We start from the raw sequence: 19,368 nt of genomic DNA on the forward strand, positions 1-19,368 counted from the left end.
TTTTATTGTTGGGCAGGTTGCTGCTGGGGCGTGTCGCTGCTGGCGTCATCCTTCAGCGGCTCGAAGTAGATCAGCAGGCCAAGCGTTGGCGAGTCGAGGTAATGCAATTCCTGACTGCGCATGCGGCGGTTTTCCCGTAGCCATGTGATGACCTGGGGGACCCTCTGATCGGCACTTTGATCGGTCAAAGGGGCGACAACAGGGACGCTGGCGCTATCGCTCTGCATGCCGGATGTCAGCGAGTCCGGCAACGGCGGCGCGAGCGAGGGTTCGATGAATTTCAGGGACGTCAGATTTGCCGTGACATGCAGGTAGCGCTGGCGGGAGATCTGGATATAACCTTCGGTGGCGCTATGTCCATCGGCCTGCTCGCCAATGCGGATCAGTAGTGGTGGGCTTTGATAGCCTGGCGGAAAGGCATCGTCCCATCCGGTGAGCATCAGTACCTTGTAGTTGCCGCTACGCGTCAGACGTTCGGCCGCCTTCTGCAGATACAGGTCCTTGGCATCGACAAGCTGTAAATCCGTCTGCACCTGACCGTCCGGTCCTTCTATCCAGAGATTCTTTGCATCTGTTGTCGGTAGCGTCGGTACCGGCTTGTCAGCCATTTGCTCGGTGAGGGCATTGGGGTCGACGAGGCGCTCGAACAGGAGTATTTCTGCCCGGTAGCGGTCGGAACCCGCGGCATGGGCCGATAGACTGAAAAGGCCGCTGGAGAGCGCCAGAACCAGCAATAGAAGCCAGGTAAGGACAGGACGGTTCGGCAGATGGACTGGCAGACTTCGCACGGGGCTCGTTCTCCGGAATGTCAGGTTCAATGGGATTGCCGGGTTTTGGACTGGGGCTGAAGGCGTTCCAACATCTCTCGCAGCTCCAGGAGTTTACCATCCGCGTCATGACGCTTCAGCCGGAAACGGAACAGATTACCGTTTTCCAGGCGATACTGCAGCGGTGCACCTTGCACCAGTTTTACCAGGGTCAAGGGATCCACCTGAGTCCTTGCTGAAAATTCCAGCTTGGCCCATTCCGGCCCGGCTTCGATCTTCGTAATGCCCAGCGCTTCTGCGTCGAGACGGAGTTGCGTCTGGCGCAGCAGGTTCTTGGTGGCGTTGGGCAGCAATCCGAAACGATCGATCATTTCCACTTGAAGCTCGTCCAGGGCTTCCTGGTCGGCGGCGCCGGCAATACGCTTGTACAGGATCAGCCGGTTGTGGACATCGGGCAGGTAGTCTTCCGGAATCAGCGCCGGGATATGCAGGTTGACCTCGGTGCCGTGCTGCAACGGCATATCAGCGTTGGGCGTTCGGCCCTCACGGATGGCCTTGACCGCTTCTTTTAGCATATCCATGTACAGCGTAAAGCCAATGGTTTCGATCTGACCGCTTTGCTCTTCGCCAAGCAGTTCACCAGCCCCGCGGATTTCGAGGTCATGGGTGGCGAGCATGAAGCCAGCACCGAGATCCTGGGCGGCGGCAATGGCGTCAAGGCGCTTCTGGGCGTCAGGTGTCAGGGTTTTCGGCGGCGGTGTCAGCAGGTAGGCATAGGCCTGGTGGTGCGAGCGTCCAACGCGACCTCGGAGCTGATGCAACTGCGCCAGGCCGAACTTGTCGGCCCTTTCGATGACAATGGTGTTGGCGCTGGGGATATCGATACCGGTTTCGATAATGGTGGTACACACCAGCACATTGAACCGTTTGTGATAGAAGTCGGACATGATCTGTTCGAGTTCTCGCTCGCGCATTTGCCCGTGGGCAACGCCGACCCGCGCCTCCGGCACCAGATCCCGCAGCACCTCGGCGGTACGGTTGATGGTGCTGACTTCATTGTGCAGAAAATACACTTGGCCGCCCCGCAGGATTTCGCGCAGCAAGGCCTCCTTGATAAGGGCCTCTTCACGTTGACGCACAAAGGTCCTGACCGACAGCCGTCGAGCCGGTGGCGTGGCGATGATGGATAGGTCGCGCAGCTGGCCCATCGCCATATTCAGGGTTCTCGGAATCGGCGTCGCCGTTAACGTCAGGATATCCACTTCGGCGCGAAGGGACTTGAGGCGTTCTTTCTGGCCGACGCCGAAGCGGTGCTCCTCGTCGATGATAACGAGTCCGAGATTACGGAATTTGACGTCACCCTGCAGCAGCTTGTGCGTGCCGATGATGATATCCGCTGAGCCGGCAGCAACATGCTCCAGCGTGGTATCGACCTGCTTGCTGGAGCGGAATCGGCTGAGAAGCTCGACCTGGACCGGTGTTTCGGCGAAGCGATCGCGAAAGGACTCGTAGTGTTGCTGGGCGAGTAGGGTGGTCGGTACCAATACGGCCACCTGCTTGCCGGAAAAAGTGGCGAGGAAGGCCGCGCGCATGGCGACTTCCGTCTTGCCGAAGCCGACGTCGCCACAGATCAGGCGATCCATGGGACGTTCGCTGGTCATGTCGCGGATTACCGCTTCGATGGCGGCCAGCTGGTCGGGAGTTTCCTCGAAGGGGAAGCCTGCACAGAACGCCTCGTAGGCTTCATCTGGGGCCTGGAACTGAAATCCTTTGCGGGCCTCGCGGCGTGCATAGATGTCGAGAAGCTCGGCCGCGGTGTCGCGGATTTTTTCCAGTGCTTTCTGTTTGGCCTGGGACCAGCGTTCGTTACCCAGCTTGTGCAGTGGCGCATGATCATCGTCACTGCCGCTGTACCGTGAAATCAGGTGCAGACTGGAGACCGGAACGTAAAGCTTGGCGCCGCCTGCATACTCCAGGGTAAGAAATTCGTTGGGCTGGCCGCCGGCGTCGATGACCTGAAGACCTTTGTATCGCCCGACACCGTGGTCGATGTGTACCACTGGAGCGTCCATGCGCAATTCGGAGAGATCGCGAATAGCAACGTCGGCGCTCTCTGTGGCGCGGGCGCGGCGACGGCGCTGCATGACGCGCTGCCCGAACAGCTGCGCTTCGGTGATCAGGGCAAGTTTTCGATCCGGGAGAACCATACCCTGCTCGAGCAGGGCCGTCGTCAACATCAGTGGGCTGCGGCTGTCGATGAATGCCGGCCAGGAGGTGGCGGCTTCGACTGTCAGGTCATGTTGGCGCAGCAGGTCGTCCAGGGCTTCCCGGCGACCGGCAGATTCGGCACAGATCAATACCCGCCCGTCGAACTGGGTCAGGAAGGCGCGAAGTCGGGCGACGGGTGCAGTGGCGCGACCGTCTATGGCGATATCGGGAACGGCTTCGGTCTGAGCGTTGAACTCGCGGACGCCCGCCTCGCGAGGGTCGGTGTACAGCGAAATCCGGGGCCGCGGTTTGAGGCGCTCAAAAATGGTTTCTTTTCGAAGGAATAGCCTGTCTGGCGCGAGAATAGGGCGGAAACGGTCGTAACGGCGATCTTCGTAACGGGCTTCAATATCGTTTTGGAAATGGTCGATGGCGTTTTCGAGGTCTTCCGGCGTGACAATGAGGGTTTCATCGGGAAGATAGTCGAACAGTGTCGAGGTTTCCTCGAAGAACAGGGGCAAGTAGTACTCGATGCCGGGCGGTTTGATGCCGGAAACAACATCTTCGTAGATCGGGGCCTCCCTCGCCGCCTTGGGAAAGGCATCCAGCCACTGGTTGCGGAAACGGGTTCTCGCTTCTTTGTCCCAGGGATATTCGTGGGCGGGCAACAATTCGATGCGTTCGCACCGCTCAATGGATCGCTGGGTTTCAGGGTCGAAGGTCCGCAGTGATTCGATCTCGTCATCGAAGAGGTCGATCCGATAGGGCGCCGCGGCTCCCATAGGGTAGATGTCGAGGATAGCCCCCCGAATGGCGTATTCGCCGTGCTCGTAAACGTTGTCGACGTGCCGGTAACCCGCGGCTTCGAGGCGCTGGCGCCACCGATCGATATCGAAGGATTGACCGACGGCCAGGACGAGGCTGTTGCCTTCCAGGTAGGCCATGGGGGGGAGCCGGTACATCAGCGTTCGTGCCGGCACCACCAGGATGCCTTGCTGCACGCGCGGAAGACGGTGCAATGATCGGATGCGCTGGGAAACGATGTCCTGATGTGGCGAGAACATGTCGTAAGGGAGCGTCTCCCAATCCGGCAGCGAGAGCACCTCGAGCTCTTGGCCTGCGGCAATGCCGCGATTCCCGTCCGAGATATTCTCCGGCGTGTCCGGGTGTTCCTCTGTGCCATGGGGCGCTTGCCCGAGGAAGAACTCGATCGCCTGTTCCAGTTGCAGTGCCTGCTCGGTGGTGGATGTCACGACCAGGGTCAGACCGGGATGCTGGCGGGCCGCTTCGCAGATCGCCAAGGCCTTGGCGCTCCCTCGCAATCCGGTCCAATAGCGGTGATCTCCGCCTTGTTGCGGGATTTTTGCGTTCAGCAGCGACAACGGGGAAAGCGAGGCAGTCATGGTGTTCGGGCGTATCTCGGCACGGGGTGAACGGGGGCGAATGCTTGGCATCGCGCCATTCTAGCGATCAGGGGACGGGGTGTCATGGCAAATGGCGGGCCATCGGGCCAAAAAATCCCCCTGGAAAGCACCACCGGAGCTCCGTACAGAGATATTCAACCGGGCCTGGATCAAGGTTCGGTTTGTTTCGATTTGCGGTCGATTGCATGACATTGGATAATGTGCGCCCCGTTATTCGTGCTACCAAGAGGTCTGACAACGTGAGTCACGAGCAGATGAACCAGTATTTCGCCGACTGGAAAGACCGGGAAGCCATGGCAGAAGCCATGATTCCTCTGATTGGACGCCTGTATCGCAAGAACAATGTGGTTACGTCCATCTACGGCAAGGCGATCATTAACCAGTCTGTCGTCGGCATTCTTCGGGCTCACCGCTTCGTCCGTCAGATCGAGGCGAATGAACTGGCCGTTAAGGATACGCTGCCTATTTTGCAGGAGCTCGACAAACTCAACCTGGGACGTGCCCATATCGATATCGGCAAGCTTGCGGTCCGTTACCAGGCCGTGAAGGACACCGTATCCCTGAATGACTTCCTGCGAGAGGAAGTGGCGGAGGTTGTCGGCAAAGGCGACGAAGAAGCCAGCGTCGAAGACACCAAGGATATCGTGCTGTACGGTTTTGGTCGTATCGGTCGCATGCTGACACGCATCCTGATCGAAAAGGCCGGGGGCGGCAACAACCTGCGTCTGCGCGCCATTGTGGTGCGCAACGGCGGTGCCGAAAACGATCTCGAGAAACGCGCCAGCCTGCTGCGTCGCGACTCCGTGCATGGCCCCTTCAATGGCACCATCACCATTGACGAAGAGCGCAGTGCGCTGATCGTTAACGGCAATTTTATCCAGGTCATCTATTCCGATGGCCCGGACAAGGTGGATTACACCGAGTACGGCATCAACAATGCCATCGTGATCGACAACACCGGTAAATGGCGCGATGCGGAAGGCCTGGGCCTCCACCTCAAGTCCAAGGGTGTTTGCCGGGTGCTGCTGACGGCGCCGGGTAAAGGCGACATCAAGAACATCGTATACGGGATCAATAACGACTGTATCACCAGCGATGACCACATCCTGTCGGCAGCGTCCTGTACCACCAATGCGATTACGCCCGTTCTCAAGGCGATCAACGACGAGTTCGGTATTATCGACGGTCACGTCGAGACGGTGCACTCCTACACCAATGACCAGAACCTGATCGACAATTACCACAAGGGGTCCCGTCGTGGTCGTAGCGCACCCCTGAACATGGTTATTACCGAGACGGGTGCTGCCAAGGCTGTCGCCAAAGCCCTGCCGGAGCTGAAAGGCAAGCTCACCGGCAATGCGATTCGTGTGCCGACCCCGAACGTCTCCCTGGCAATCCTCAACCTCAACCTGAAGGCTGATGTCACCAGCGAGCAGATTAATGAATATCTGCGCGAGATGGCACTGCATTCGGAGCTTCAGCGTCAGATCGATTTTGTGAACTCGCCAGAAGTGGTTTCAACGGACTTCGTCGGGTCTCGTCGCGCAGGTGTTGTCGATGCCCAGGCAACCATCGCTAATGGCAATCGCGCCGTCCTGTATGTTTGGTACGACAACGAGGCCGGCTATAGCGCCCAGGTCATCCGTGTCGTCAATCAGATGGCCGGTGTGACGTATCCGATCTTTCCCAAGCGCGGTCGCTAAGGTCGCTCGCCGGCACGGTTGATACCTCAGCCGTGTCGGTTTGGGTGTTCATCGTCGGTTGTTCTGCCCGGACTATGGCCAGCGGAACCCCGGCGGTGGCGCCTATCCCCTCTATCTTCAAGGCGGAATCCGGGCCTGTCCGGTTGCCGGCCTGAACTCGAAATACTCCCGATTGTGTCAGCTTTTGCCTTGTTACTGCTGGGGTTTCAGGTCTTTTGCGGTCTGGCAATAGGGGACTTTGATCTCTATAATTGGAACGCTTTTTCCGATCGTCGACAGGCATTCCGGTGCTTTTGTTGAGCATGCGTCGCGCTAAAGGGCTGACCTGCGTCCGCAAGACCCCCTTAGGTCCGCCGAAGCCGTTGATCCAGCGTCGACGATTCATTTTTCGCTTTCAAAATGTGGTTAGGGCTGATGATAAAGATCAAGAAAGGCCTGGATCTTCCCATTCGTGGTGCCCCAGAGCAAACGATCACCCCGGCCAATCCTGTTCGCCATGTCGCTTTGGTTGGTTTTGATTACAACGGCCTGAAGCCAACCATGGCGGTTCAGGAAGGGGATCGCGTCAAGCGCGGATCGTTGCTGTTCACGGACAAGAAGAACGAGGGCGTGCGCTTCACGTCGCCGGCGGCGGGAACGGTCAAGGCTATTCTTCGTGGTGAGCGCCGTGTATTTCAGTCGCTCGTTATCGAGGTGAATGATGACGAGGCTGAACGTTTCGCACAGTACAGCGACTCTGATATTGCCAATCTCCAGCGCCAGCAGGTCGTGGATAATCTTGTCGAATCGGGGCTTTGGACCGCGTTTCGCACCCGTCCTTTCAGCAAGGTGCCGGCCATTGACAGTGTGCCGCACTCGATCTTCGTGCCGGTTATCGATACCCAGCCCCTGGCTGCTGACCCGATTGTGGTCGTCAACACCGACAGCGAGGCCTTCAAGCGAGGGCTTCAGGTCATTCGTAAGCTGACTCAGGGGAAGGTCTTCGTCTGTGCGGCTCCGGATGCAACTCTGCCGCTGCCGAACGACGATTCCGTCGAGCAGGTGTCGGTAGCGGGCCCGCATCCCGCGGGTAATGTCGGGACCCATATCCATTTCCTGGATCCTGTCAGTGCGACAAAAACGGTCTGGCATATTGGTTATCAGGATGTCATGGCCGTCGGCAAACTTTTTGTGACTGGCGAGCTTCCCGTCGAGCGAATCGTGGCGATCGGGGGCCCCAAGGCCCGCAAGCCGCGCCTGGTGAAGACCCGTTTGGGTGCCAGTTTCAACGAGCTGCTGCAGGGTGAAGCGGAAGAAGGCGCAGATGTCCGTGCGATCTCGGGTTCCGTTTTTGGCGGTCGAACCGGACGCGACTCTTGTGCCTATCTCGGTCGCTATGCCAACCAGGTCAGCCTGTTGGAAGAAGGGACGCACCGGGATTTTATGGGCTGGCTGTCGCCGGGTACACAACGCTTTTCCGTGTTGAATATCTACCTTTCCAAACTGATGTCTGGACGTCTGTTCAATTTCACCACTTCCACCAATGGCAGTGAGCGTGCCATGGTGCCGGTGGGAACCTACGAGCGTGTCATGCCCCTCGACATCCTGCCGACCCAACTGTTGCGTTCGCTGATCGTGGGCGATACCGAAACGGCGCAGAAACTGGGGGCGTTGGAGTTGGATGAAGAGGATCTGGCGCTCTGTACCTTCGTCTGCCCGGGCAAGTATGAATACGGTCCGATCTTGCGTGACAACCTGACCCGTATCGAGATAGAGGGCTGATCATGGCGCTACGCAAATTCCTTGACCGGATCGAACCCCATTTCGTGAAAGGGGGACGCTTCGAGAAATGGTTCGCGCTCTACGAAGCGGTGGATACCATTTTCTACTCTCCCGGCAAAGTGACCGGGACCACTGCGCATGTGCGTGACGGTATCGATCTGAAACGGATCATGATTACCGTTTGGCTGTGTGTTTTCCCCGCCATGTTTTTCGGGATGTACAACGTCGGCCTGCAAGCCAACAGCTTCCTGGCGGAGGGACATGCGCCTGCGATGCTCGATTGGCATCAGCGGCTTATCTCTGCGCTGGTGGGGCATGATCCTGCGAGCATCTGGGATAACTTCGTCTATGGCGCGGTTTACTTCGTACCGATCTACGTCGTCACCTTTATTGTGGGTGGTTTCTGGGAAGTGCTGTTTGCGACTGTCCGCCGCCACGAGATCAACGAAGGATTCTTCGTCACCTCTATCCTGTTTGCCTTGATCCTGCCGCCGACGATTCCGTTGTGGCAGGTGGCTTTGGGCATCAGTTTCGGTGTGGTGATGGGTAAGGAAGTCTTTGGCGGTACCGGCAAGAACTTCCTCAACCCGGCATTGGCCGGACGTGCCTTCCTGTTTTTCGCCTACCCGGCCTATATGTCTGGCGATGCGGTTTGGACGGCTGTGGACGGTTTCAGTGGCGCGACTCCGCTGAGTGTGGCTGCGAGTGGCGGTATGCAGGCGTTGCAGGGGCATCTGACCTGGATGGACGCGTTCCTCGGCTTCATGCAAGGCAGTGTCGGTGAAACGTCGACATTGGCGATCCTTATCGGTGGCGCTGTGTTGCTGATCATGCGCATTGCCTCCTACCGAATTGTCGGTGGCGTGCTGCTGGGCATGATTGCGATGTCGTTGACCTTCAACCTGATCGGCTCCGACACCAACCCGATGTTTGCCGTGCCGGCTTATTGGCATCTGGTGCTGGGTGGTTTCGCCTTCGGCATGATGTTTATGGCGACCGATCCTGTTTCTGCAGCGATGACCGACACAGGAAAGTGGGTGTTCGGGATACTTGTCGGTGTGATGGTCGTTCTGATCCGGGTCGTGAATCCGGCTTATCCGGAAGGCATGATGCTGGCGATTCTGTTTGCCAACCTCTTTGCGCCCTTTATCGACCACATTGTGGTCCAGGCCAATATCAAACGGAGGCTCGCACGTGTCTGAACAACATGAGAGCGTCAAACGCACCGTCATCGTCGCGTTGGCACTGTGTATCGTCTGTTCGGTAGTGGTGTCGGCAGCCGCTGTTCTGCTCAAACCGCTCCAGGTCAAGAACCAGAAGCTCGATATCCGCACCAGTGTCCTGCGTACGGCGGGTATGTTGAAGCCGGGTGAGAGCGCTGACGAGATCGAAAAGGACTTCGCCCGCTTTCAGGTGAAACTGGTACGACTCGATACCGGCGACTATGTGGATCCCAAATCCCTGGGGCTCAAGGATGCGGCAGCGTTCGATCAACGCAAAGCCGCGAAGGACCCTGCCTTGTCCCGCGCATTGAGTGGAACCGAGGACATTGCCAGTATCAAGCGCGAGGCAAACATCGCCAAGGTTTATATCCTGCACGAAGACGGTAAGCTGAAGCGTGTCATACTGCCGATCCATGGCTACGGCCTTTGGTCGACCCTGTGGGGCTTTATCGCCCTTAAGGGCGATGCCAACACCGTTGCCGGCCTGGGCTTTTACCAGCAGGCGGAAACGCCGGGACTGGGGGGCGAGGTGGATAATCCCAAGTGGAAAGCCCTCTGGCCGGGCAAGAAGATCTACGGCGACAATGTCGAGGACCCGTTGATTCATCTGGTCAAGGGTGGCGTAGACCCCGCCTCGCCCCAGGTGGATCATGAAGTCGACGCCTTGTCGGGTGCGACCCTGACCAGCCGGGGGGTCACCAACCTCCTGCAGTTCTGGCTGGGCAAGGAAGGTTTCGCACCCTATCTCAAGAAACTGCGTGCAGGGGAGGTGTGATATGTCGGAAGTGACAGCCAGACAGGTTCTGCTGGAGCCGATTCTCAACAACAACCCGATCGCGTTGCAGATCCTCGGTATCTGTTCAGCGCTGGCGGTGACGAGCCAGCTGAGTGTCACGCTGGTTATGGCGATTTCCGTCACACTGGTTACGGCGTGCTCCAGCTTTGCCGTTTCCCTGATCCGAAAGCAGATCCCCAGCAGCATCCGGATCATTGCCCAGATGACCATCATCGCCTCCATGGTTATCGTGGTGGATCAGGTACTGCGCGCCTATGCCTACGAAATCAGCAAGCAGCTTTCCGTCTTCGTCGGCCTGATCATCACCAACTGTATCGTTATGGGGCGGGCCGAGGCCTTCGCCATGAAAAACGGGCCAATTCTGAGTTTTCTCGACGGTATCGGTAACGGCATGGGCTATAGCGCCATGCTGATCTGCCTGGCCATTATCCGCGAACTCTTCGGCTCCGGTAAGTTGCTGGGATATACCATTCTGCCGCTGGTGAAGAATGGTGGATGGTATGTGCCTAACGGCCTGTTGTTGCTGCCGCCGAGCGCCTTCTTCCTGATCGGCCTGCTGATTTGGGCGCTGCGCAGTTGGAAGAAAGAACAGAAAGAGGCTGGTGAGTTCAAGCTGGCAGCACACAAAGTGAAGGAGGCCTTCTGATGTTCGAGCATTATCTCAGCCTTGCGGTTAAGGCGATCTTTGTCGAGAACATGGCGCTGGCGTTCTTCCTGGGCATGTGTACCTTCCTGGCCATCTCCAAGAAGATGGAGGCGGCTATTGGCCTGGGTATCGCTGTAGTTGTGGTCCAGACGCTGACCGTGCCGGTCAACAACCTGATCTATAACGGCTTGCTCCGTGAAGGCGCTTTGGCCTGGGCCGGACTGCCGAACGTCGATCTCAGTTTCCTTGGTCTGATTACCTACATCGGGGTTATCGCCGCGATCGTACAGATCATGGAAATGGTGCTGGATAAGTATGTGCCGGCGCTCTACAACGCGCTGGGCGTCTTTCTACCATTGATTACAGTTAACTGCGCCATCATGGGGGCATCGCTGTTCATGGTGGAGCGGGATTACACCTTCGGCGAAAGTGTGGTCTACGGTTTCGGTGCCGGCGCTGGCTGGGCCTTGGCGATTCTGGCATTGGCCGGAATTCGTGAAAAGCTCAAGTACAGTGATGTTCCGGAAGGCCTGCAGGGCCTGGGCATTACCTTTATCACCGTGGGACTGATGTCGCTCGGTTTCATGTCCTTTTCCGGCATTTCGCTGTAATCCGGCGGACAGATTTCTGAGGCGTAACGATGGGTATTCAGATTATTCTCGGCGTCGTCATGTTCACGGTCATTGTACTGTCGCTGGTGGCCGTCATCCTGGCGGCTCGGTCGCGGCTGGTGAGCACCGGCGACATAGTGATCGACATCAATGACGATCCCGATCATCGGGTGAAGGCGGCGGGTGGCGGCAAATTGCTGCAGACACTGGCGTCAAACGGCATTTTCCTGTCCTCAGCCTGTGGTGGCGGCGGCAGCTGTGCCCAGTGTAAGTGCAAGGTTGTTGAAGGCGGCGGGAGTATGCTGCCGACGGAAAAGGCGCACTTCACCAATCGTGAGGAGCGGGAGGGGTGGCGTCTGGCTTGCCAGGTACCCGTCAAGCAAGACATGAAGATCGAGGTGCCGGAGGAATTCTTCGGCGTCAAGAAATGGGAGTGTACCGTCCAGTCCAACCATAACGTTGCTACCTTTATCAAGGAGCTGGTGCTGGAACTGCCGGCCGGCGAGGAAGTGAATTTCCGGGCCGGTGGCTATGTGCAGCTGGAGGCACCGACCCACGACGTCAGCTTTACCGATTTTGAGGTCGAGGAGCGTTTCCGGGAGGATTGGGATAAGCACAATCTATGGCGGTTCAGGTCAGTTGTCCGTGAGCCTGTGATCCGGGCCTATTCGATGGCGAACTATCCGGACGAAAAGGGCGTGCTCAAGTTCAATATCCGGATTGCAACACCACCGCCGGGTACCGATGTACCCCCAGGTCAGATGTCTTCCTGGGTCTTCAGCCTGAAGCCGGGTGACAAGGTTACCGTTTATGGCCCCTTCGGCGAATTCTTCGCCAAGAAGACCGACGCCGAGATGATCTTTATCGGTGGCGGCGCCGGGATGGCACCGATGCGGGCGCATCTATTCGACCAGTTGCGCCGACTGCATTCCAATCGCAAGATCAGCTTCTGGTACGGAGCGCGTAGCCGTCGTGAGATGTTCTACGTAGAGGATTTCGATGCCCTGGCCGCCGAAAACGAGAATTTCGAATGGCATGTGGCGTTGTCGGATCCGTTACCCGATGATAACTGGACGGGCTATACCGGCTTTATTCATAACGTACTGTATGAGAACTACCTGAAGGATCATCCGTCTCCAGAGGACTGCGAGTTCTACATGTGTGGACCCCCCGTGATGAACGCCGCCGTGATCAGGATGCTCAAGGATCTGGGCGTGGAAGAGGACAATATCCTGCTGGATGATTTCGGCAGCTGATGTTGACGCGGGGTGACCGAAGGGTTGCCCCGCGTACGTTTGGACATCCTAATTGCTTGAATTTGTTCCTTAGTCTCCTATCAATGTCGAATTGCGTCTATCGGAGAATCCGGGGAGACTGTATGCAGTCCCAGACGCGGTGATGACAGGAGGATACCGATGAGTACCTTTATTCTGGTTTTCCTGGTCTTTTGCGTCATGATCGCAGCCATGTCGATTGGTGTCATGTTTGGCCGCAAGCCGCTCAAGGGCTCCTGCGGCGGCATGAGCGCCCTGGGTATCGACACGGCGTGCGAGATTTGCGGCGGCAATCGCAGCAAGTGCGAAGAAGTTAATGCCCGTGCGGCTTCCCCGAGTGATCTGGCTTACGACGCAACGAAGCAGACGGGAGCCGGGCAGGAGTAATAGTGTTTTTTCTTAGCGTGCCGATGACGGACGTCCCCGGTGGGCGTCGTTGTACATCGGCCGTGTCCTATTGTCCTTCGGTAATGGAGTCCTCATGGCGGAATACCACTACGACGTTGTTGTGATCGGGGCCGGTCCGGCCGGTGAGGGTGCGGCGATGAATGCCGCAAAACACGGCAAGCGTGTTGCCGTTATTGAGGATAAGGATATGGTGGGTGGCAACTGCACCCACATGGGCACCATCCCTTCCAAGGCGTTGCGCCACGCAGTCAAACAGATCATCACCTTCAATACCAACAGCATGTTCCGCGATATTGGCGAGCCACGGCTGTTTTCATTTCCCCGGGTACTGAAAAGCGCAGAGCGCGTTATCAACAAGCAGGTCAAACTGCGCACTCAGTTCTACGCGCGTAACCGCATCGACCTGTTCAATGGTCAAGCCTATTTCCTTGACGAGAACCGCATCGAAATTCGTGGCGGAAAGCATGCAAACGAAATTCTGCATGCACGTAGCGTCGTTATCGCAACCGGATCGCGGCCTTATACACCGGAAGACGTCAATTTCCGCCATCGCCGGATTTATAGCAGCGACACGATCCTGCGTCTGTCCCATACGCCCCGGACGCTCATCATATACGGGGCGGGTGTTATCGGTAGCGAGTATGCCTCGATCTTCTCCGGCCTGGGCGTCAAGGTCGACCTGATCAACCCGGGGAGTCGTCTGCTGTCCTTCCTGGATGATGAGATTTCCGATGCCCTTAGCTATCACCTGCGTAACAACGGGGTCCTGGTCCGTCATAACGAGCAGTATGAGAAAGTCGAAGGTGACGACCACGGGGTGGTGCTGACGCTGAAATCCGGTAAACGCATCCGTGCCGATGCGTTCCTGTGGTGTAACGGGCGTACCGGTAATACGGATAAGCTGGGCCTGGAGAACATTGGGCTGGAGACGAACTCCCGGGGACAACTCAGTGTCGACCAGCACTACCGGACCTCGCTCGAGCATATCTATGCCGCGGGCGACGTCATTGGCTGGCCGAGTCTGGCCAGTGCTGCCTATGACCAGGGCAGGGCGACGCTATCTGACGAAATCGAGGAAGTTGCCTGTCATTTCGTCGATGACGTACCGACGGGTATCTATACCATTCCGGAAATCAGTTCGGTCGGACGTACCGAGCGCGAACTGACCGAAGCGCGGATTCCCTATGATGTGGGCCAGGCGTTCTTCAAACACCTGGCCCGTGCGCAGATTACCGGCGAGGCCGTCGGTATGCTGAAGATTCTGTTCCACCGGGAAACCCGCGCCATTCTGGGTATTCATTGTTTTGGTGACCAGGCGGCGGAAATCGTTCACATCGGCCAGGCCATCATGAAGCAGCCGGGTGAGGCGAATACGCTGAATTACTTCATCAATACGACCTTCAACTACCCGACGATGGCCGAAGCCTACCGCGTCGCGGCCCTCAATGGCCTGAATCGGATATTCTGAGAGAGAGGTTGTGGCGCCGGTGTTTCAGGCGCCACTCGCTTCCGGGTCGAATTGGCCGGTGCTGATACGGTTAAGCGGAGCACCGGCGACCTTCAGGCGGTTATCAAAATAGATCTGGGTGCTGGTGGGGAAGTCGGTAATGATGCTATCGACACCCTTCTCCTCCAACTGCAGCATGTCGTGGATGCGGTTTACGGTCCACACCGAGACGTGCATCCCCCGCGTACGTGCGGCTGAAACCAGTGGCGCCGTGCAGAGCTTCCAACTGAGGCAGAGATAGTCGCAGTTGAGGCGGGAAGCGAGGGTTACGGCATTCGGAAAGCGCTTTTCGGCGACGAGGCCAATGCTGATATGGCGATCCCGTCGTTTGACCTCCTGCAGGAACCAGGTGTCGGATGAGGTGATGGTCACCCGTTCGAACCAATGGTGCCGTTGGATCAACTCCACCAGGCGATTGCAGAGTACATTGAGCCTTTGCCGTCCATCGGCTTTCACCTCCAGCTGTAGGTGATGAAAGTCCGGACAGGCCTCAAGCATGTCTGCGAGACGGGGGATGCCGGTTTGATTGGGCCACGGTGCCGTGTCGTGGCGGGCGTCCATGACGGCCAGCTGCTTTGTCGTATAGGCGGAGACTTTTCCACTTTGGCGGGTGGTACGGTCGACCGTGAGGTCGTGTATCACGACCGGCTCGCCATCCTTCGACAGTTGCAAGTCCATTTCAAAACAGCGGATGCCATGCCGATAAGCATGGACGAATCCTGCCAGGGTATTCTCCGGGGCCTCGCCCTTGGCGCCTCTATGGCCATAAATGATCATGCGATGAAATCCTGTAACGTCCCTTTGGCAGATGTTGGTTCTTGCGTTCTAGCGCGCCGCTTGCCGGGTTTCGGCCCGCAGGCGGCATTCGATATATTCGCGATGGTTGAGGTGAAACAGGTCCGCGATACGGCGGATCAGGTGTTCTTCGTATTTATCCACGTGCTCATCGGCTAAGGCGACACTCCAGATATCGGTCAGCAGGGCCTGCTTCTGATCATGATCAAGATGGTCGTTAAGGTAGCCGGTGAACTCGTAAAGTGACGTCGCTTTGTCCGCCTCGGCATGAGCAACCTGTAACAGCTCGGCGCTATCCTCTTCGGAGAGACCATGAATCTCTTTCGCGCTACGCATGATGGCCGCAATCTCTCGGGGGTCTTCTTCGTTATCGACCCTTGCCAGCTGAATCATCAGGGCGGTCGCCGCCAGTGCCAGTTGTTCCTCCGGCGAGCGGCGGCTGCGCCCGCCCGGCTCGCCGGTAAGCGCTAACTGGAAAAAGTCTTTCAGTCTTTCGATCATATGAGGTCTGCCGAAAAGCGATTATGCGGCCTGTGCAAACTGACGAATCTGCTGTTCCAGCGTTATCTGGTCTGCGGTAAAACGCCTTATGCCGTCAGCCAGTTTTTCGGTGGCCATGGCGTCTTCGTTCAGCCCCCAGCGGAAGCCGGGCTCGTCGAGCTGTAGCCGTGCGTCGTCTGAATGTGCGTGGTCGGGTGACAAGCGGCGCGCTAACGGGCCCTGATCTTCCGATAGCGTTTGCAATAGGGCGGGGCTGATCGTTAGTCGGTCGCAGCCGGAGAGCATTTCGATTTCACCGGCGTTGCGGAAACTGGCGCCCATGACCACGGTTGGATACTGATGTTGCTTGAAGTAATTATAGATTCTCGTGACGGACAGTACACCGGGATCTTCATCTGGAGCAAACTCCTGGCGGCCGCTGTTGGCTAAATGCCAGTCGAGAATCCGGCCAACGAAGGGAGACACGAGAAAGGCGCCAGCGTCGGCGCAGGCTGCGGCCTGGGTAAAGGAGAACAATAGCGTCAGGTTGCAGCGTATACCTTGTCGCTCCAATACTTCGGCTGCACGAATGCCCTCCCAGGTTGAGGCAATCTTGATGAGGACGCGAGACGGGTCGATGCCCACATCCTCATACAGATGAATCAGCTTGTGGGCGCGGCTGATGGTCGCCTGCGTGTCGAAGGAGAGTCGGGAATCCACTTCAGTGGAAACCACACCGGGAATCAGGCCAAGGATCTGCTGGCCGATCAGAACGGCCAAGCGATCTGTCGCATGCGCCAGCATTTCCTGGGCGCTGCCGCCTTGCTGTTGTGCCCAGAGAATGGATTGCTCAAGGATAGGGCGATAGGCCTCCTGAGCCGCAGCCTTAAGTAGCAGAGATGGGTTGGTCGTTGCATCCTGCGGGCGCCATTGGCGAATGGCTTCAATATCGCCGGTATCGGCGACCACGGTGGTCATCTGTGAAAGTTGATCGAGTTTCGACGTCATCTGCTGTTCCCGATAATGCATTGTGCTCAGGCTCGGAGAGCCATTCTTATATCCCAGGTTCTAACATAACGGGCGACGATGACGTCCACAAGACGGCGAGGGTCTGTATTGTGACGTATACCAGGGGCTGCTGGACCTTGGATCAGGCTGTCTCAGCTGCTGATGCCTCGGCGTCTTCTGGTACCAGGGCCATAGCGTCCAATAGCACCTTCAGGTCCGCGCCGGGCTTGTGCGCCTGTTCACTGAGATGACGGCGGAAGCGGCGTCCCCCCGCGCATCCATGAAACAGGCCGAGTAAATGCCGGGTGATATGGTTGAGCGCCACGCCTCGGGAAAGTTCCGCTTCGATGAACGGTAACATGGCTCGGAGTGCATCGTGGCGGCTGGTGAACGGGGCAGCTTCCCCATACAGCAACGGATCGACCCCAGCCAGCAACCAGGGATTCTGGTAAGCCTCGCGGCCGACCATGACTCCGTCCAACACATCGAGCTGTTCTCGGCATGCGTCGAGGCTCTTGAAGCCACCGTTGATGATGATTTCCAGTGAGGGAAATTCCCGCTTGAGTTGATGGACCCAATCGTATTTTAACGGCGGGATCTCTCGGTTTTCCTTGGGGCTGAGGCCTTCCAGTATGGCGATGCGCGCATGCACGATAAAGGTTCGGCATCCCGTGGCGGCGACGGTATCCACGAATTCGCAAAGTTCGGCATAGGACTCGCGCCCGTTGATGCCCAGCCGGTGTTTCACGGTGATGGGTACGTGGGTGGCATCCTGCATGGCGGCAACCGCGTCGGCAACCTTGCGAGGCTCTGCCATGAGACAGGCGCCAATGGCATTGTTTTGCACGCGATCGCTTGGGCAGCCGACGTTCAGGTTAATTTCGTCGAAGCCGGCGGCTTCACCAAATCGGGCGCAAGCAGCTAACTCCTTCGGGTCACTTCCGCCCAACTGCAGTGCCACCGGATGTTCTATGGCATCGTGAGCCAGAAAGCGTTCGCGATCACCATGCAGCAGCGCGCCCGTGGTTACCATTTCGGTATAGAGGAGACACTGACGCGACAAGAGGCGCGCCAGGTAGCGGTAGTGCATGGTTGTCCAGTCCATCATGGGCGCGATGGAAAAACAGCGATCAAGACGACGCAACGGCTGGGTTTCGGTCATGTAGCTTCAGTATTCTCTCGATAGAGAGCGGCATTATAGCGATGACGTTGGTGCTGGCCAAATGTCGAACGATGGGAAAGGGGAGAGATACTGGGCCGGCCATGGTGACCAGCCCAGTGACAAGCGTCAGGAAAGGTGCAGTGCCGTGATGCCGGCGTCACGAATCAGGTCGATGATCGGCTGCGGGAAAATACCCACGATCAGCACGACAGCTGCCAGGGCCAGGACCATAATGCCGCCGGCGCGCTGACCCCAGTCGAGACGGGCATCGTGTTGCACCATGCCGGGTTCTGGCAGGTACAGGGCGACGACGACGCGCAGGTAATAGTAAAGGCCTACGCCGCTACCCACCACCAGTGCTCCCAGGAGCCACCAGAGTTTGGCGTCGACACCTGCGGCTATGACATAGAATTTCCCGATGAAACCCGCCGTCAGCGGGATACCGGCAAGCGACAGCATCATCACCGTCAGCACCGCCGTCAGGTAAGGGCGACGCCAGAACAGTCCGCGGTAATTGAAGATCGCGTCGGCATCATGCAAGCGTCCGGCATCGGACATCAATGCGACAACGCCAAAGGCACCCAAAGTGGTAGCGATATAGGTGACCAGATACATCGCAACCGCTTCACTTTCCAGGTGGTTGGCGGCCACGACGGCAACCAGCACATAGCCCAGGTGGGCAATGGACGAATAGCCCAGCAGACGCTTGATATTGGTCTGTGTCAGTGCGAGGAAGTTGCCGACCAGGATGGAGAGGAAGGCAATGACGCCCATGGCTTCACGCATCGCCAGCTCATTTTCGGCGGAAGCTTCCAGCAGGAAACGCACCAGCACAGCCAGGACAGCGGTCTTGCTGGCTGTCGCCAGGAAGGCGCCAACCGGAGCCGGGGCACCCTCGTAAACATCAGGCGTCCACATATGGAAGGGCGCAAAGGACAGTTTGAAGCCGAGGCCGATGAGTATCATCAGCGCGCCTACCACAAGCAGCGGGCTGTGCAGGCCGGCCATGTGGAACTGACCGCTCAGACCCTTGAAGGACAGGGTGCCGCTATGGGCATACAGCAGTGCCATACCAAACAACAGGAAGGCGGACGCAGCTGCGGAGAGCACCATGTACTTGATGCCGCCTTCCAGGGAGCGGTGGTTGCGGAAGGTGTAGGCCACCATACCGTAAATAGGCACGGAAAGGAGCTCGAGGCCGATGAACAGCGATGCCATATGGCGGCTGCTGACGAGCACCATGGCGCCTGATGCGGCCAGGGTGAGAAGGAGGTAGATCTCCTCCCGGTTACCCGCAAAATCTTCCATATAGGCATGGGCCAGGGTGGCACAGGCCAAGGTGATGACAAGAATCAACGCCATGTAGAAGCATGAGTAGCCATCGATCACCAACAGCGGTGTGACGGTCTGCGGCGCGACACGAGCGGCCAGTATGATGGATGCCAGCGCCAGGTTCAGGCCGGCAACCGTCAGCGTGGCGTTCCACCAGTGATTACGGGCAAAGGCGATGGCCAGCATGACCACCACTGTAGTCGCGCCGGTGATCAGTATCGGCAGCAGCGCGATGAATTGTTGTTCGTTCAATGTCATGGCGA

Annotated in this window: 16 protein-coding genes; 9 read left to right on the forward strand and 7 right to left on the reverse strand. The window is 57.9% G+C overall.

All coding sequences use genetic code 11. The features are described from left to right. Positions 1-2 precede the first annotated feature (2 nt). Together CLR77_RS12680 and mfd are read right to left on the reverse strand one after the other, a co-directional pair. A complete protein-coding gene (locus CLR77_RS12680; RefSeq protein WP_158227192.1) occupies positions 3-788 on the reverse strand; it encodes a CsiV family protein in 786 nt (261 codons plus the stop codon). Positions 789-814: 26 nt separating this feature from the next. Then, on the reverse strand, positions 815-4,378 hold the full coding sequence (mfd, locus tag CLR77_RS12685; RefSeq protein WP_097461046.1) for a transcription-repair coupling factor: 3,564 nt from the start codon (positions 4,376-4,378) through the stop codon (positions 815-817). 275 nt (positions 4,379-4,653) lie between these two features. Here mfd and CLR77_RS12690 point away from each other — a divergent pair, with 275 nt between their 5' ends. From CLR77_RS12690 to sthA, 9 genes are all read left to right on the forward strand, one after another. After that, positions 4,654-6,102 carry a glyceraldehyde-3-phosphate dehydrogenase gene (locus tag CLR77_RS12690; protein ID WP_198962783.1) on the forward strand — a complete coding sequence of 483 codons (1,449 nt, stop codon included), beginning with the start codon at positions 4,654-4,656 and terminating at the stop codon, positions 6,100-6,102. A 414-nt stretch (positions 6,103-6,516) separates the two neighbouring features. Then, on the forward strand, positions 6,517-7,863 hold the full coding sequence (locus CLR77_RS12695; RefSeq protein WP_097461048.1) for a Na(+)-translocating NADH-quinone reductase subunit A: 1,347 nt from the start codon (positions 6,517-6,519) through the stop codon (positions 7,861-7,863). 2 nt (positions 7,864-7,865) lie between these two features. After that, on the forward strand, positions 7,866-9,065 hold the full coding sequence (locus CLR77_RS12700; protein ID WP_097461049.1) for an NADH:ubiquinone reductase (Na(+)-transporting) subunit B: 1,200 nt from the start codon (positions 7,866-7,868) through the stop codon (positions 9,063-9,065). After that, positions 9,058-9,861 (forward strand): Na(+)-translocating NADH-quinone reductase subunit C, encoded by an 804-nt coding sequence (locus tag CLR77_RS12705; RefSeq protein WP_097461050.1) that lies wholly within the window; start codon positions 9,058-9,060, stop codon positions 9,859-9,861. The genes CLR77_RS12700 and CLR77_RS12705 overlap by 8 nt, the downstream gene beginning before the upstream one ends. Position 9,862: 1 nt before the next feature. Further along, positions 9,863-10,528 (forward strand): NADH:ubiquinone reductase (Na(+)-transporting) subunit D, encoded by a 666-nt coding sequence (locus tag CLR77_RS12710; RefSeq protein WP_097461051.1) that lies wholly within the window; start codon positions 9,863-9,865, stop codon positions 10,526-10,528. Continuing rightward, the gene (gene nqrE, locus CLR77_RS12715) at positions 10,528-11,139 is read left to right on the forward strand and encodes an NADH:ubiquinone reductase (Na(+)-transporting) subunit E (protein WP_097461052.1); all 612 of its coding nucleotides are present in this window, start codon (positions 10,528-10,530) and stop codon (positions 11,137-11,139) included. The genes CLR77_RS12710 and nqrE overlap by 1 nt, the downstream gene beginning before the upstream one ends. Positions 11,140-11,168: 29 nt before the next feature. After that, on the forward strand, positions 11,169-12,395 hold the full coding sequence (gene nqrF, locus CLR77_RS12720) for an NADH:ubiquinone reductase (Na(+)-transporting) subunit F (protein WP_097461053.1): 1,227 nt from the start codon (positions 11,169-11,171) through the stop codon (positions 12,393-12,395). A 159-nt stretch (positions 12,396-12,554) separates the two neighbouring features. Beyond that, on the forward strand, positions 12,555-12,800 hold the full coding sequence (gene nqrM / locus CLR77_RS12725; protein WP_097461054.1) for a (Na+)-NQR maturation NqrM: 246 nt from the start codon (positions 12,555-12,557) through the stop codon (positions 12,798-12,800). Between the two features lie 94 nt (positions 12,801-12,894). Beyond that, positions 12,895-14,289, forward strand: a complete 1,395-nt coding sequence (gene sthA, locus CLR77_RS12730) for a Si-specific NAD(P)(+) transhydrogenase (protein ID WP_097461055.1) — start codon at positions 12,895-12,897, stop codon at positions 14,287-14,289. A 24-nt stretch (positions 14,290-14,313) separates the two neighbouring features. Here sthA and CLR77_RS12735 read toward each other — a convergent pair whose 3' ends face one another. The 5 genes from CLR77_RS12735 to nuoN form a co-directional block, all read right to left on the reverse strand. Further along, positions 14,314-15,105 (reverse strand): glycerophosphodiester phosphodiesterase, encoded by a 792-nt coding sequence (locus CLR77_RS12735; protein ID WP_097461056.1) that lies wholly within the window; start codon positions 15,103-15,105, stop codon positions 14,314-14,316. A 48-nt stretch (positions 15,106-15,153) separates the two neighbouring features. Further along, entirely contained in the window at positions 15,154-15,624 is a 471-nt protein-coding gene (locus tag CLR77_RS12740) for a tellurite resistance TerB family protein (protein ID WP_097461057.1), read from the reverse strand. Between the two features lie 21 nt (positions 15,625-15,645). Continuing rightward, positions 15,646-16,611 (reverse strand): transaldolase, encoded by a 966-nt coding sequence (gene tal / locus CLR77_RS12745; RefSeq protein ID WP_097461058.1) that lies wholly within the window; start codon positions 16,609-16,611, stop codon positions 15,646-15,648. A 142-nt stretch (positions 16,612-16,753) separates the two neighbouring features. Next, positions 16,754-17,773, reverse strand: a complete 1,020-nt coding sequence (gene dusA, locus CLR77_RS12750; protein ID WP_097461059.1) for a tRNA dihydrouridine(20/20a) synthase DusA — start codon at positions 17,771-17,773, stop codon at positions 16,754-16,756. Positions 17,774-17,899: 126 nt separating this feature from the next. Further along, positions 17,900-19,363 carry an NADH-quinone oxidoreductase subunit NuoN gene (nuoN, locus tag CLR77_RS12755; RefSeq protein ID WP_097461060.1) on the reverse strand — a complete coding sequence of 488 codons (1,464 nt, stop codon included), beginning with the start codon at positions 19,361-19,363 and terminating at the stop codon, positions 17,900-17,902. Positions 19,364-19,368: the final 5 nt, after the last annotated feature.

Source organism: Mangrovitalea sediminis (assembly GCF_002514725.1).
GTDB lineage: Bacteria > Pseudomonadota > Gammaproteobacteria > Pseudomonadales > Oleiphilaceae > Mangrovitalea > Mangrovitalea sediminis.